11 protein-coding genes are annotated in these 15564 nt (G+C 71.3%); 9 read left to right on the forward strand and 2 right to left on the reverse strand.

The genetic code is table 11. The annotated features are described in order from the left end of the window. The first annotated feature begins 79 nt into the window (after nt 1-79). The 7 genes from ITP53_RS26460 to ITP53_RS26490 all read left to right on the forward strand — a co-directional run bounded on the left by ITP53_RS26460 (nt 80) and on the right by ITP53_RS26490 (nt 6732). A complete protein-coding gene (locus ITP53_RS26460) occupies nt 80-1699 on the forward strand; it encodes an SPFH domain-containing protein (RefSeq protein WP_195898151.1) in 1620 nt (539 codons plus the stop codon). Between the two features lies 1 nt (nt 1700). Beyond that, complete coding sequence (locus ITP53_RS26465) at nt 1701-2942, forward strand: SPFH domain-containing protein (protein WP_195898152.1); 1242 nt, start codon at nt 1701-1703, stop codon at nt 2940-2942. 9 nt (nt 2943-2951) lie between these two features. After that, complete coding sequence (locus ITP53_RS26470; protein ID WP_195898153.1) at nt 2952-3725, forward strand: sporulation protein; 774 nt, start codon at nt 2952-2954, stop codon at nt 3723-3725. A gap of 163 nt (nt 3726-3888) precedes the next feature. Next, nucleotides 3889-4956, forward strand: a complete 1068-nt coding sequence (locus ITP53_RS26475; RefSeq protein ID WP_236051199.1) for a hypothetical protein — start codon at nt 3889-3891, stop codon at nt 4954-4956. After that, nucleotides 4953-5567 (forward strand): hypothetical protein, encoded by a 615-nt coding sequence (locus ITP53_RS26480; RefSeq protein ID WP_195898154.1) that lies wholly within the window; start codon nt 4953-4955, stop codon nt 5565-5567. Before ITP53_RS26475 ends, ITP53_RS26480 begins: the two co-directional genes overlap by 4 nt. Nucleotides 5568-5577: 10 nt before the next feature. Further along, on the forward strand, nt 5578-6384 hold the full coding sequence (locus ITP53_RS26485) for an inositol monophosphatase family protein (protein ID WP_195898155.1): 807 nt from the start codon (nt 5578-5580) through the stop codon (nt 6382-6384). 105 nt (nt 6385-6489) lie between these two features. Continuing rightward, nucleotides 6490-6732 (forward strand): hypothetical protein, encoded by a 243-nt coding sequence (locus ITP53_RS26490; protein ID WP_195898156.1) that lies wholly within the window; start codon nt 6490-6492, stop codon nt 6730-6732. Between the two features lie 9 nt (nt 6733-6741). Here ITP53_RS26490 and ITP53_RS26495 read toward each other — a convergent pair whose 3' ends face one another. Then, nucleotides 6742-7914, reverse strand: a complete 1173-nt coding sequence (locus ITP53_RS26495; RefSeq protein ID WP_328815813.1) for an ArsB/NhaD family transporter — start codon at nt 7912-7914, stop codon at nt 6742-6744. A gap of 206 nt (nt 7915-8120) precedes the next feature. Here ITP53_RS26495 and ITP53_RS26500 point away from each other — a divergent pair, with 206 nt between their 5' ends. After that, nucleotides 8121-13688, forward strand: coding sequence for a WD40 domain-containing protein (locus ITP53_RS26500; RefSeq protein WP_195898157.1), 5568 nt, complete (start codon nt 8121-8123; stop codon nt 13686-13688). A 15-nt stretch (nt 13689-13703) separates the two neighbouring features. Here the strand turns inward: ITP53_RS26500 and ITP53_RS26505 are convergent, their stop codons facing one another. Then, the gene (locus tag ITP53_RS26505) at nt 13704-15044 is read right to left on the reverse strand and encodes a glycoside hydrolase family 43 protein (protein WP_328815816.1); all 1341 of its coding nucleotides are present in this window, start codon (nt 15042-15044) and stop codon (nt 13704-13706) included. Between the two features lie 218 nt (nt 15045-15262). Here ITP53_RS26505 and ITP53_RS26510 point away from each other — a divergent pair. Then, on the forward strand, nt 15263-15564 hold a 302-nt coding region (locus ITP53_RS26510; protein ID WP_407941304.1), incomplete at its 3' end, for a hypothetical protein.

Consider the following 15564-nt stretch of genomic DNA (forward strand, 5'->3'; position numbering starts at 1 on the left):
GTGTGACGGGGCTTTGCAAGCGAATAGTAAGTCTCACCCGATACGGTCGGATTCGCCTGTAGCGGAAAAGGAAGGTTCAATGTCACGACCCAGAGAGGCACTGATCCAGGCCGGTCAGGGCGTAGCCCAAGCAGTCGCCCGAGGGGGTGATGTGCGGCAGGCAGTGGGCCAGGCCATGGGACAGGTCGCCGACCAGGCAGGTCAGCTGGCCGGCCAGGGGAAGGGCTTCGCACTCAACCCGCACGACTTCGCGGCGGCCCGCGACGGCGGCGTGTCCATCGGCACCCAGATCGAGGCCAGGACCGCGTCGCTGAACGAGGCCGGCGAGATCGTCAACCGCAGCTTCGCCGAGAACGGCATGCACGTCATCTCACCCGTGGTGATCCCCAAGGGGAGCACGGCGAAGGTGATCGTGCCCCTGGGCATCCTGGTGGTGCTCGGCCTGATCGGCGCGCTCGGCAACGTCATCCCGAACACCGACCTGATCTTCGGGCCGCACTACTGGGTGGTGCTGGTCCTGGCCGCCGCGTTCCTGTGGTGGCGGCGCAGCGTGGTGATGGTGCCCGAGGGCTGCAAGGCGCTCATCACGAAGTTCGGCAAGCTGGTGCACATCGCGGAGCCGGGCCGGGTGACGCTGTTCAACCCGTGGAAGCGGGTCAGCTACATCGTCAACACCACCCGCGAGTACCCGTTCAACGCGCCCATCAGCGAGGCGCCGACGCAGCAGGGCGTCAAGGCAAGCGTGGACCTGTTCCTGCAGTTCAGGATCGAGAACCCGGCGGAGTTCATCTTCGTGCTCGGCTCGGTCAGCGGCTTCCAGTCCAAGCTCCAGAACGCCATCAGCGAGGTCACCCGCTCCCTCATCTACGCCCAGCGGGCCGAGGACATCTACGACCTGGTGGGCGAGAGCACGCTCGGCATGCTGGAGAACCTCAACCAGCAGTTTCTGCCCGCCGTACGGCTCACCGACGTGAACATCACGCACGCCGAGCCGTCCAGCCAGGAGTACCGCATGGACCTGGCGGCCCCCGAGATGGTCCGCGTCGCCAAGGAGGCCTACACCTACGAGTACGAGCTCCAACTCCGCAAGGAGCAGAACGAAGGCGACCTGGTCAAGGAACTGGCCGGGCTGCAGGAGACGCTGAGCGCCATCCAGGCTGAGATCGCCGGCTACCAGGCCCGCATGGACACCGCGCTCGAACGCGCCACCCACCAGGCCACGGCACAGGCCAGGCAGCGCCTGGTCGAGGCCGAGTCCACGGCCAACGCCAACGCCGCGCTCCTGGAGGCGCAGGCGCTGGACATCAGGGCGCTGTCGGCCGCCGAGGCGCCCGAGATCCTCGACTACCGCTTCCAGCAGGATCTGCTGGCCAAGCTGGAGTCGGTCGCCACCAGGCTGCCGCAGGTGGTGCAGGTGGGCGAGCAGACCGACATCGACTTCCTGGCCCTGGCCAAGCAGCTCGTCGGCGGCAAGGACGCCGTGCTGTTCTCCCCGGAGGACATGGCCGCGATCCGCTCCAGGCTCGACGAGATCGGCGCGCGGGTGGAAGCCCGGGGGGCCGAGATCTCCGCCTTGGTCGAGAAGGCCGTCGCCAACGTGACCGAGCCCCAGGAGGCGCCGGCGCCCGACCCGGTCCTGGAGCGAACGGTCGAACGGCTGCTCCCCAGCGGCAGGCACCACGGAGAAGGCGAGGCCTGAGATGAGCCGCGAGTTTTCGAAGATCAAGGAATCCCTCGCCTCCTGGGGCGACATCCGGCAACTGCTGCGCGGCGGCGAGCAGGGGCAACTCGTGCCCGTCGTCATCCCCAAGGACCGGCGCGGCTTCGCGTGGATGGCGCTGGTGCTCCTGGCGCTCTACTTCGCCGGCATGGCCGTGCTGACCGACCTCACCCTGATCGCCGCGCTGCTGGCGCTGTTCTTCCTGGTCGTGGCGATGGTCACGATGTGGCGCAAGGCCATCATCGAGATCGAGGAGGGCACCACCGGCGTACGCAGCCGCTGGGGCGCCATCACCGGCACGCTGCCGCCCGGCCGCCACTACCTCTGGCTGCCGTGGGACCGGGTGGACGCGGTCGTGGACACCTCCACCGAGATCCCGTACTCGGCGCCCATCGTGGCCTGCCCGACCGCGGAGAACGTGCCGCTGAAGTCGATCGAGTTCTTCCTGAAGTTCCGCATCGTGGACCCCGTCGCGTTCGTCCGCACGATCGGCGCGGGCAACTTCGACCTGGTGCTCTCCAGCGCGGTGCAGGACGCGATCAGGCAGCGCAGCCGCAGGGTCAACACCGAGCGCGCGTACGACCTGCGCGGCTCCGACGTCGGCGACATGCAGGACGCGCTGAACCGCCAGCTCGGCAGGTACGGCGTGCGCGTCACGGGCGCCAACATCCCCGACGTCCAGCTGCCCGACCAGTACCAGCAGCATCTGGCCACCCGCGAGAAGGTGGCCAAGGAGCTCTCGGCCTACGAGCGCGAGTGGGAGCTGACCCGAAAGCGCCGCATCGACACCCTGCTGATGGAGATCGAGCGCTCCAAGAAGACCCGCGACGCCCGCGTGGTCGAGGTCAAGGCCGCCCACAACACGGCGCGCAAGAACGTGGCGCGCATGCTGGAGGAGCAGGAGACCGAGGCCCAGCGGGTCACGTGGGAGATCGAGGCGCGCGGCCGGGCCGACCTGACCTCCGCCGAGAACGAGGCCAAGGCACTGCGCCGGCTGGCCGACTCGTACCGGGACAACCGGGCCGTGCTGCAGTACGAGCTGGCCCGCAGGCGCCTCGACGTGGGCGCCAAACTGGCGGAGAACGCGCCCCAGCCCCTGGTCGTACGCACCCAGCAGGGGCAGTCGGACTCCGCGCTCTCCACCCTCCTCCTGGCCCAGCTGCTCCCCCGCATCTCGGGCACTGGTACCGGCCAAGTGAACGGCCACACACCTTCCGCATAGGAGAACCCCATGGTGTTCCGCAAACTGATGGCCGCGTTCGGCGCGGGCGTCGAGGTAGACACGGTGCTGACCAACACGGGCGTGCGCCCCGGCGAGCCGCTTCGCGGCGTCGTCCATTTCCGTGGCGGCGGCTCCGACTACAAGGTCGAGGGCATCCACATCGACCTGACCGCGGTGGTGGAGGTCGAGCAGGGCGACAACGAGTACAAGAGGTCGTACAGCTTCCTGCGCCAGCAGGTCGCGGGGACGTTCCAGCTCGCCGCGGGCGCGCAGCACCAGCATCCCTTCGAGGTCACGATTCCGTGGGAGACGCCGATCAGCGCGATCGCGGGGCATCCGCTGCACGGCATGAAGCTGGGGGTGCAGACGGAGCTGGCGCTGGCGGGCGCGCTCGACAAGGGCGACCTCGACCCGCTGTTCGTCAGCCCGCTGCCCGCCCAGGAGCAGGTCATCGGCGCGCTCGACCGGCTCGGCTTCCGGTTCAAGAAGGCCGACCTCGAACGCGGCACGCTGTACGGCTCGACGATGCCGTTCTTCCAGGAGATCGAGTACTACGCGGGCGGCCAGTGGCGGCGCTACTTCACCGAGCTGGAGCTGACGTTCATCGCGGGGCCGCGGCAGATGGACGTCATCCTGGAGGCCGACAAGCGGGGCGGCTTCCTGACCTCCAGCCACGACGCGTACAACCGGTTCACCATCCGCTACGACGACCCGCCGAACACGGCCGAGCAGGCCATGCAGCGCGGCCTGGAGAAGATGGCCCGCCACCGCGGCTGGTTCTAGATGCGCGTACCCCGGCGACCGCGCCGCGCCAGCAGCCGGAGGCGCGGCGGTCGCCGGCCGGCCGCCGTTAGGAGATCGCTCCTTTCCGCATGCTGGCAGTCGCATGGCGCGGTCGTTACCATGACCTCGGGAACTGACTGATCGTCGGACTGCGGGGCGAGCGATGGCACGGTTCACGGCGGCGCTGAAGCGGCTCCTCCCATGGGCGGGGCAGAACGCGGACGGCGCCATCGCCCTGCTGCTCGCGGTCGTGATCGGCGTGCTGGGCGTCATGCCGGACACGGTCGTGCCTGACGAGACGCAGGACCAGCTCGTCAACGCCGCCACGCTGGTCATCATGGCGCTGGTGGCCACGGCGCTGCTGCGCGACCGCGTCCGGCAGGCCCCCGTCGAGGAGACGATCACCTCGGGCGCGCTGGCCGAGCTGCCCGTGCGCCTGGCCCGCCTGGAGGAGATCGAGACCCTCGTCCACGGCACCCGCAGGGCGCTCGACTCGCTGCAGCTCGTCAGGGTCCTCGGCAGCAGGCAGGAGATCGCCCAGTGCCACGCCGAGGCGCGCAAGGACACCACCCGCTGGAGCTTCAAGGGCGGCACGGGCACCTACCTGCGCGCCGTCACCCTGCCGGAGTGCGTGGCCGCGGCCCGCAGGGACAAACGCCACCTCACGGTCAGGGTCGAGGTCATCGACCCCACCGACACCGACGTCTGCGAGACCTACGCGCACTACCGCCGCTCACTCGCCGACGCCCCTGACGCGACCGGCGAGACGTGGACGGCCGATCGGGTCAGGAAGGAGTCGTACGCGACCGTCCTGGCCGCCTTCTGGCACCGCCAGCGCTACGGCCTGCTCGACATCGGGGTGGGCCTGTCCTCGACGATGACGACGTTCCGCTGGGACCTGTCGGCCACCCGCCTGATCATGACCGTCGAGGACCCGAACAAGGCGATGACCGCGCTGGCCGGCACGTTCTACTACGAGAACTGCGACACCGAGCTGCGGCTCAGCTTCGAGCAGGCGCGGCGGGTGCCGCTGGAGATGTACAAGAAGGTGCCGCTCAGCGACGAGCCCACCCTCGAGGAGGTGCAGGAGCTGTTCGAACGCGTGGGTCTCCCGCTGCCCAAGACGTACAACGGCAAGGACGTCGTCGACGTCGCCAGGAAGGCGCTGCGTGCCGTGGATCCGTACGGTGAGCCGGCTGCCCGCTTTACGAGACCGAACGTGAGCACATGAGCCATCACGGCGTCCACCAGCGGATACTCCAGGGCCAGGCCAGACTGTGGGCCCTGGAGGCGCTGACCACGGAGGTGGCGGCGGTGCGCCATCCGCTGGGGTTCATCTGCCTGCCGCTGGAGCGCGACGGCGGCGAGGGGGTATGCGTCCACATGTGGTCCGACTCGCTCGCGCACGCCGAGAGCACCACCTCACAGATCCACTGCCACAGCTGGGACCTGGTCAGCCACGTGCTCTACGGCCAGATGCGCAACGTGCACGCGGTGGTCACCGACGCGGGCGCGGACGCCACACACCGGGTGTTCGAGGTGGTCAGCGCGCCCGACGGCGACCGCATCGCACCCACGCCGCGGACCGTGCGGCACGACACGGGCCTGGTGGAGCTGTTCGGTCCCGGCGACACCTACACGCTGCCGGCCGGCCGCTTCCACACCAGCGTCGTCCCCGAGGGCGGCGAGGCGGCCACGATCGCGCTCGGCCGCGGCCGGCCAGGCAGCCGCGACCTGTCGCTCGGCCCGCTGGCCGCGGGCCCGCACCACGTGTCCAGGCAGCCGCTGGACGCCCGCGAGACGGCGCTGGCCGTACGCCTGATCACCGCGCACCTGACCTGAGGGGAATCCGATGGTGGACCTGGACCACGCTCGCACGGTCGCCGTGGAAGCCGCCGAGGCCGCCGGGGCGCTGCTGCGCGACGGCACCCGGGGGGTGGTCGGCATCAGGACCAAGGGCGACGCCGGCGACGTGGTCACCGATCTCGATCTGGCCTCGGAGAAGCTGCTGCTCGAGCGGATCCTGACGGCGTACCCGTCGCACTCGGTCATCGCCGAGGAGTCGGGGCTGGTCGGGGGCGCGGACGGCGAGTGGACGTGGCTGGTCGACCCGCTCGACGGCACCAACAACGTGGCGATCGGCCTGCCCGCCTACGTGGTGGGCGTGGCACTGTGCCGGGGCGGCCGTCCGGTGCTGGGCGTGGTGCACGATCCGGTCGCCGCTCAGACGTGGTCGGCGATCCGCGGGCGGGGCGCGACCGGCTCCTCCGGGGCGCGCCTGGCGCCCCCTTACCTGCCGAGTCCGTACGGGCCTCTCCTGGCCTGGACCCAGGGCTACGGCGTGGCCAGGAACGACCCGACCACACGCGCGCTGAAGACGGCGCTCGAGCTCAACGCGCGGCGGGTGCTGCAACTGTGGGCGCCGCTGCTGTCGTGGGCGATGCTGGCGCGCGGCGACATCGACGGCATCGTCGGCTACCGGGCCGAGGCGGTGGACCTGCCGGCCGGGGCGCTGCTCGCCAGGGAGGCGGGCATCGAGATCCGGGCGCTGGACGGCGGGCCGTTCGAGGAGTGCTTCGACGGCCCGGCCGAGGACCGCAGCTTCGTCGCCGCGCACCCGCGGGCCATCGCCGGGCTCCTCTCCGTGGTCGGCCTTTGAGGAAAAGTCCACAGATTTCGTGTGTCCTTTGTCGATGAGTTCCGCCGCCGTTCGACGTCTATTCAGAGGGTGCCGGAGAACGGCACACGCCGAGAGGAGCCCGACATGATGACCACGACCGAACTGGCGCAGGTGCTCTTCGCGACCGCTCTGCAGCCGTCCGACCGGCTGTCCCCGTTCCAGATCCGCCAGGCCGTGGACGAGCGGCTGTGCGCGTGCGGCGGCGACCCGGCCGGGTGCGCGGCGTACGTGGCGCAGGAGGCCGGCGACCACCCCGAGACGTACGTGCGGCGGATGCGCTGGGCCCTGGAGACGGTCGCCGGCGCCTACACGCTGGCCGCCGCATGAGCGGCCCGTTCAGCGGAACTCGACCAGCGCCCACACCGTCACCAGCACCCCGGCCACGGCCAGGCCCGCGCCGGTGAGCAGGAAACGGCGCATCGGCACCTTGACGTCGTGGCGGCGGCACGACTCGAACCACAGCAGCGTGGCCAGCGACGCCCACGGGGTGATGACCGGGCCCACGTTCGTGCCGGCCAGCAGGGCCAGCAGGTGGTCCTGGTCGACGGCCGGGATGACCGTCTCCACGGCCTTGTAGGCGGGCAGGTTGTTGATCAGGTTGGACAGCCCCGCCCCGACGGCGGCCGTACGGTAGGGGTCGCCCTCCGCGCCGATCATCCAGGTCATCAGGTCGGACAGGCCGTGCCTGCTGAGCGTGGGCACCACCAGGAACAGGCCGGTCACGAAGATCACGAGCTGCCACGGGATCAGGCGCCACGTGAGCCGCTCGCGGGCGCGTACCAGGAAGGCGCCGGCGACGATCGCGGCGGCGGCCGTGGCGGCGACGGCGACGTGGGCCTTGAGCAGCAGCAGGGCGATGAACAGCAGGCAGCCTGCCGACGCGGCGGTGAACAGCACGCGGTCGGTCACCGGCTCCACCACCGGCGGCGTGTAGCGCAGGTCGCGCCGCTCGCCGCGGCGCCAGTAGAACACCCACAGGAACACCATCGTCATCGCGATCGAGGCGAGCTGGGGCGCCCACATGCGGGCCGCGAACTCCTGGGCGTCCAGGCCGATCTTGTTCATGCCCAGGAGGTTGGTGAGGTTGGAGACGGGCAGCAGCAGGCTCGCCGTGTTGGCCAGCCAGATCGTGGTCATGGCCAGGGGCAGGGCGGCGATGCGGGCCTTGGGGGCGAGTGCGAGCATGACGGGGGTGAGCAGGACCGCCGTCGTATCCAAATTCAGAAATATCGTAATAAATGACGCAAAGGCTGTGCAGAGGAAGAAAAGGGCGACATAGTTGCCACGCCCCAGGACCGCCATCCTCGCCGCGATCGTGTCGAAGACCTGGGCCTCCTTGGTGAGCTCGGCCAGCACGATGATCGCGACCAGGAAGACCAGCAGCGGCCCTATCTCGTCCAGGCTCTCGAGCGCCGCGTCCCAGGGCAGCAACCCTGTCGGCACGAACCCTATGCCGAGAACGAGCAGCCCGATCCTGATCCGATCGAGCGCACCAAATCGCCGCCACACCCGACCGATGATCGCACAGTGTTCATGGCCTCGCTTCGCGAGGCGGGCTCGTCCGCCCGATGCCGCCGCCTTCCCCCGCTCCGCTCGCTGCGCTCCCTCCACTCCTCCAGACGACGGCGCTCCCTCGCAAAAATCCTTGCTACGCGAGGTGGGTTCGGATCGTTTCTCCCTCGAGACGGTGAGGGTTCTCGCGGGATACTGGGGGGATGTCACGCGACGGCAGGCCGACTGAGATTTTCGTCAGCTACTCCCCGGCCGACACGGCATGGGCCACCTGGATCGCCTGGGAGCTCGAGGCGGCGGGGTACAAGACCATGATCCAGGCGTGGGACTTCGTGCCGGGCACCAATTTCATCGACTTCATGGACCGCGGCGTGAGCGAGGCGCAGTTGGTCGTGGCGGTGCTCTCGCACAACTACCTGACCTCGCGTTACGGACGGATGGAGTGGCAGGCGGCGCTGCGGGCCGACCCCGACAACCCCTCGAGGAAGCTCGTCACGATCAGACTGGAGGACGTCCGGCTGGAGGGCCTGCTGTCCACGATCACCTGGGTCGACCTGCTGGGCGTCACCGACTCGGGCCAGGCCAGGGCTCTGCTGCTCGGCCGGGTCGGGGAGGCGATGACGGGCCGGGCCAAGCCGGCGGCGGCGCCCGCGTTCCCGTACGGCGCCGGCGTGCCCGCGGCCGCGCCGACGCTGCCGCCGCCGGGCGAGCGGGCCAGGACGCGCCGGGCGCCGGTGACGGCGCCGAGGTTCCCGCCCACGGTGAGCGCCGACCAGAAACGCGAGTCGATCAGCGTGCTGCACATCGGCGGCCCCAGGTTCGGCAGGGCGCTGCCCGACCCCGGCGACCCGTTCACGCCCGAGGACATGCAGGCGCGGATCTGGGCGGATCTGACCGCCATGTACGACCGCGGCATGCCCCGCCCCGACCTCATGGTCGTGAGCGGCGACCTGACGGAGTCCGGCAGCCTGCGGCAGTTCGGGCAGGCGACGCGTTTCGTGACCGACCTGCGGCTGCTGATCGGGCTGGAGCCGCACCGGCTGGTGCTGCTGCCGGGCCCGCGCGACGTCACCAAGGCCGCCGCGAGCGCCTACTTCATGACGTGCGAGGCCGACGACGTGAGCCCGCAAGCGCCCTACTGGCCCAAGTGGCGGCATTTCGCCACGCTGTTCGGCGAGGTGTACCAGGGGCTGGACGACCGGGTGTTCGACGGCGGGCAGCCGTGGACGCTGTTCGAGGTGCCCGATCTCAGGGTGGTCGTGGCGGGGCTCAACTCGACGATGGCGATGAGTCACCTGGAGCGGGACGCGTACGCGCTGCTCGGGGAGTCGCAGGCGGCCTGGTTCGCCGAGCGCCTGCGGCCGTACGAGGAGAGCGCGTGGTTGCGGCTGGGCGCGATGGGGCATCCGCCGGGCGCGCTGCGGGACGCGCCGGCGTTCGACCGGCTGCTGGCCCACCGGCTCGACCTGCTCTTCCACGGCGGCCAGGACGAGAGGACCGAGGGCCGGATCGCCGCGCCGCGGTCCGGCCGGCACCAGGTGGTCGAGATCACGCCGGACGGGACGCGCACATGGCTGCCAGACGCGGGCGATCCTGAGCGGGTCCCGTACCGCTGGCGGGCCGTGCGGGCCACCTTCACCGGTGAGAGCCCGGCCGCCCCGCTGACCGAGGCCGAGCCGGACGAGCGCGCCCCGAGCCCGGTCGAGCTGCTGCTCGACCGGATCACCGAGGTGTGCGAGGCGCGGCACGAGCGGACCAAGGTCCGCAGGTTCGCCTCGCACCTCGTGATCACCCACCCCGAGGACGGGTTCGTCCGCCAGACGATGATCGGCGCGTACGTCGGCCCGCTGACCGAGGAGGCCGCCGACGGCTTCGCCCGCCAGGCGCACGCCGCCGACCTGGCCGCCGAGCTGGTCTACCAGGGGCCGCCTGCCCCGCGCGCGCTCCGCGACGAGCTGATGCGCAAGGGCGTGCGGCTGCGCAGCTTCACCGAGTTCCAGGGCCTGCTCGACCTGACCGGCTACGTCGCGGAGCAGACCGCCAGGCTGACCACCGACCACCGCTACCCGCCCAGCCTGTACGTCCCCCAGCGCTACCGCGAGATGGACCGCCCAGGCAGCCAGGTCAGGCACGGGCTGACCGACGAGCTGATGCGCCTGCTGGCCGCCGACCACGGCCGGTTCCTGCTGCTGCTCGGCGACTTCGGCCACGGCAAGACCTTCGCCCTGCGCGAGCTGGCCAGACGGATCCCGGCCGAGCTGCCGCACCTGACGCCGATCCTGATCGAGCTGCGCGCCCTCGACAAGGCGCACTCGGTCGACGCCCTCGTGGCGGCCCACCTGGCCGGCCACGGCGAGGAGTTCATCGACCTCAAGGCCTTCCGCTACCTGCTGAGGCAGGGCCGGATCGTGCTGCTGTTCGACGGGTTCGACGAGCTGGTGACCCGGCTGACCTACGAGCGGGCGGCCGACCACCTGGCCACGCTGCTGGCGGCGGCCGAGGACAAGGCGAAGATCGTGGTGGCCAGCCGCACCCAGCACTTCAAGTCGCACAACCAGGTGCTGACCTCGCTCGGCGAGATGGTCGGGGTGCTGCCGCAGCGCCGGGTGTTCAGCGTGGAGGACTTCACGCCCGACCAGATCCGCTCCTACCTGGCCAACAGGTTCGACGACGGCGGCGAGGCCGGCGCCCGCATGTCGCTGATGGGCGAGATCACCGACCTGCTCGCGCTCGCGCAGAACCCGCGCATGCTGAGCTTCATCGCCGACCTCGACGCCGACCGGCTGCGTACGGTGGCGGGCGCCCGCCACACGATCAGCCCCGCCCTGCTGTACGAGGAGATCCTCAGCTCGTGGCTGGCCTTCGAGGAGCGGCGGGCCAGGGTGCCAGGCTCCCCCGCGGCGCTGACCACCGAGGAGCTGTGGCGGGTGGTGACCGCGCTGGCGCTGCGGCTGTGGGACACCGGGGAGTCGCTGCTGGGCGTGCGGGAGCTGACCGAGCTCGGCGAGACGCTGACAGACCTGGCCGGCGGGCAGCTGTCGCCCGCCCACGCCGCCTACACGATGGGCTCGGCCTCCCTGCTGGTGCGGACCGAGGAGGGCATGTTCGGGTTCATCCACGCGTCGGTGATGGAATGGCTCATCGCCCGGCATCTCGCCGCCACGCTGGACGATCCTGTCCTGCTGTCACGGCGACCGCTGTCGGCGCTGATCGTGGAGTTCCTGTGCGACCTCGCCGACGTACGGGCGCTACGCGCGTGGGTGGCCGATCCGCCGGCCGGCGACGTCGCCGGGGCGAACGCCGTCAAGATCGCGGCCCGGCTGCGCACGCCGGCCCGCGCCGACCTGCGCGGCGCGAATCTCAAGGGCGAGGACCTGTCGGCCAGGGACCTGCGCGAGGTCGATCTGACCGGCGCCGACCTGTCCGAGGCGACGCTGGCGGGCACGAACCTGTCCAGGGCCGTCCTGCGCGACGCCAGGCTGGTGGGAGCGCGGCTGGACGGCGCGGTGCTGACGGGGGCCGACCTGACCGGAGCCGACCTGTCCGGCGCGCGGCTGACGCGGGTGGACCTGAGCGATGTGACGGCCGAGGGCGCCCGCTGGCGCCGGGCCTCGCTCATCAACGTGACCGGCACGCTGCCCCACCTCCACGGCGCGGCGGTGGTGCCCGGGCAGCCGGTGGAGGTGGGGTTCGCGCCGGCCGGCATCGGAGTGCCGTACGGCTATCACTTCCAGACCAGCCGCCTGCCCGAGCCGATCGCCTACAGCCCCGACGGCGCCACCATCGCCGTGGGCAACGAGGACGGCGGCGTGCTGCTGTGCGTCGGGGGCGCGCCCGTGCGCACCCTGCAGGGGCACCGTGGCCGCGTGTACGCCGTCACGTTCGCGGGCGACCTGCTGGCCACCGGCGCGAGCGACGGCACGGTGGTGCTATGGGACCCCCTCACCGGCGAGCGGCTGCGCACGCTGACGGGGCACCCCGACGGCGTCTGGCCGCTGCGCCTCAGCCCCGGGGGCGACCTGGTGGCGGCCGGGGGCGGTGACGGCGTCGTACGCGTGTGGGAGACGGCCACCGGGCGCCTCGCGCACGAGCTGAGCGGCCACCACTCGCCGATCTACACGATGTCGTACGGCCACGCGGTGCTGGTGACGGGCGACGCGGCAGGCCAGGTACGCGTCTGGGACCTGGAGTCCGGGCAGCCGCGGCACTCTCTCGACGGCCATCGCGGCAAGGTCTACCGCACGCTGCACAGCCCGGACGGCCGCCTGCTGGCCACCGGCGACGAGGCCGGCACCGTCAGGTTGTGGGACACCGCCACGTGGACGGCGCGGCACACGCTGACCGGGCACACGGGCGGCATCTACTGCCTGGCGTTCTCCCCCGACGGCGCGCTGCTGGCGAGCGGCGACACGGCGGGCGGCGTACGCCTGTGGGGCTCGGACGGCGAGGTGCGTGGCGTGCACGCCACGCACGCGGCGGTCGTCTACCAGGTGACGTTCAGCCCCGACGGCGAGACATTGGCCTCGGGCGACGCGGCCGGCGTGGTCCGCCTGCAGCGGGTGAGCGGCGGGCAGCGGATCGAGCTGACGGGGCATCGCAGCTCGGTGTGGCCGTTCGTGTTCCGTCCCGACGGCCGGCAGCTCGCCACCAGCAGCAACGACGGCACCGTGCGGCTGTGGGACCCCGGCTCCGGCAAGTGCCAGCGGGTGCTGCGCGGGCACGGGCGGCGGATCTCCTCCGTCAAGTTCAGCGCCGACGGGTCGATGCTGGCGACCAGCGGCAACGACGGCATCGTGCGCGTGTGGGAGCCGCGTACCGGGCGGCGGCTGCGCGAGTTCAGCGGCACGGCAGACCAGCTGGTCTCGGCCTTGTTCTCTCCGGCGGGGCCCGTGCTCGCCACCGCCAGCAACGACGGCGGCGTGCACTTCTGGAACGCCACCACCGGCGACTACGAGCGCGAGCTCAACGCCGAGACCGACCACGTGTGGGCGGAGGCGTTCAGCCCGGACGGGACCAGGCTGGCCACGGCCAACGACGACGACAGCGTCAGGATCTGGTACCGCCCGACCGGGCGGATGACGGTCAGCCTGACGGACCACCGCGGGCGGGTCAGGTCGATCGCGTTCAGCCCGGACGGCGAACACGTGGCCACGGCCTGCGACGACAAGCTCGTACGCCTCTGGCACGTCACCTCGGGCGGCCTGGTCGCGACCCTCGAAGGCCACACCGACCGGGTCTACTCGGTCGCCTTCTCCCCCACGGGCCGCCACCTGGCCAGCGCCGGCAACGACGGCAGGGCCATGGTGTGGGAGGTGCCGCCCGGACAGCCACGGCGGCCCCGGCTCGCGCGCACCCTCCAGCACGACGGGCGGTTGTGGAGCGTGGCGTTCAACGCCTCCGGCGACAGTCTGGCCACCGGAGGCGACGACCTGACGGTACGCGTCTGGGACACCGCGACCGGCAGGTCGCGGCACACGCTGACCGGGCACGCCCGGCGGGTGTGGTCGGTCGCCTTCAGCCCGGCGTCCGACCTGCTGGCCAGTGCCGGGGACGACGGCGTGGTGATCCTCTGGGAGGGGGGCGAGCGGCGGGCGACCCTGCTCGGGCTGCCGGAGGGCTGGGCGGCCCTGTCACCCGACGGCCGCTACAAGGTCCAGGGCGAGCCCGCCGGGCAGTTCTGGCACGTCATCGGCATGGCGCGGTTCGAGCTCGGCGAGCTCGACCCCTACCTGACCGACGTCAGGCAGGTGCCGCTCGACTCACCGTTCTGAGCCCGCCCCCGCCCCTCAGTAGACCTCTATCCGATCCATGCTGATCACGGTGCTGCCCGAGGCGGGGTTCCTGTCGCCGGTGACGCGTACGCGCAGCGTGTGCGGGCCCGGCGGCAGGACGGGGCTCAGGTAGTTGAGCTGCTCGCCGACCCGGATGCCGCTGTAGTAGTCGACGCGCTGCTCTGGGCCGCCGTCGATGGAGATCGCGGCGATGCCGTTGCCCCGGTCGCGCACGCTCAGCAGGGCGACGCGGGTGCCGGTGAAGGCGACCGTCGCGGTGGCGCCCGCCTGGCCGCTCCAGTGGTCGTTGCTCCAGAAGCACTGGTTGCCGCAGCCGGAGCCGGACTGCCAGGTGCCGGTGTACCGGACCTGCGGGTCGAAGTCGTTGAACACCGACGTGGCCGCGCCCGGGTCGCCCGACGGCAGGTCCTGGGTGGCGCCCGCGGCGAGCGGGCGGCCGAAGCCCGGCGTGCCGTCGGCGTTCCAGGTGAACCTCTGCACACGGGTGGTGCGGAAGTCGTAGGTGTAGGTGCTGGTGTTCTTGCCGTGGTACGCGATCCAGTCCTGCGTGCCGTCGGGCGAGCGGAAGAACGAGTGGTGCCCGGGACCCCACACGCCGGTCGCGTCGTTGCGGGAGAACACCGGCCCGGCGTGCTGCGTCCAGTTGGCCGCCACCATCGGGTCCCTGCCGTTCGCGATGCTCTTCATCCAGAGCTGGTAGTCGGGCTTGCCGGTGTCGCAGGTGGAGTACGTCAGGAACGTCCGGCCGTTGCGGTAGAGCGGGGTCGGGCCCTCGCGCACCTCGGCGCAGCCGCCGTCGGCCGGGATGGCCACCCGGCCGCCGGTCACCGTCCAGGGGTTGCTCATGCGGGCGATGTAGAGCTGCGCGGGCCCGCCCATGCCGCGGCCGGGACCGGCCCACACGAAGTACGACTGCCCGTTGTGGGTGATCGGCTCGCCGTCGATGGCGTACTCGCCGAAGTCGGCGATCTTGGCCTTGAACGCGTACGGGCCCATCGGGTCGTCGCCCGCGGACTCCAGGACGTACATGCGGTGGTTGGCGTCGACTCCGTCGGAGGCGGTGTAGTAGATGTACCAGCGCGATCCGACGTGGCGGAAGGCCGGCGCCCACATCTGGGTGTTGCGGCTGGTGTTGCCGTCACGCCAGACGACCTGCTCGGGAGCGGCCATCAGGGTGGCGAGGCTGGGCGACTTCCAGATGCCGATCCGATCGCCGCGCGTGGTGGCCACGTAGTAGTGGCCGTCGTGGAACATCAGGCTGGGGTCGGCGCTGGGATTCACCGGATTCCTGAACGTCTGCGTCTGGGCGCCGGCGGCGGCCGGCGGGGCTGTCACGAGGCTCAGGGCAACGGCTATGAGGGCGCACCACAACGGTAAGCGCGGCATCGGCGGTCCTTCCTGTCGAGCGGCCTTTCCGATGGTCATGGACGAAGGTCAGCTCCGTCAACGACTTCTCCGACTTGACTGTGCGAGGCATCCATGCCTAGATCAATCCCGTTGCGCCGGACATCACGAAGGAGACAACGCATGGCCACCGGCCGGGAAGGGCGGTCGTGAGCGGGGATCTCACCGGGAGCCGCAGGGCGCGGGCCGTCAAGGTCGTGGTCGTCCTCATCGGGCTGCTCAACCTCGCGCTCGCGGGCGTGCTGATCGGCCTTCCAGGCATCCGTACGACGCTGGACCCCACTCCCGGCACCAACGCGCTCCCACCGCTGGCCGCGGGACTCAGCCGCCGCCCTACGGCCGTCCAGGCCACACCGAGCCCTCCGGCACCGCCCACCGGGGGCCTGGAGGACGTCGCCGGGCCCGCCACCGTCCCGCCCGCCGAGAGCCCGGCGCCCGCACGCACCACCCC

The sequence above is a fragment of the Nonomuraea cypriaca genome (genome assembly GCF_015645445.1).
In the GTDB taxonomy this organism is placed as follows: domain Bacteria; phylum Actinomycetota; class Actinomycetes; order Streptosporangiales; family Streptosporangiaceae; genus Nonomuraea; species Nonomuraea cypriaca.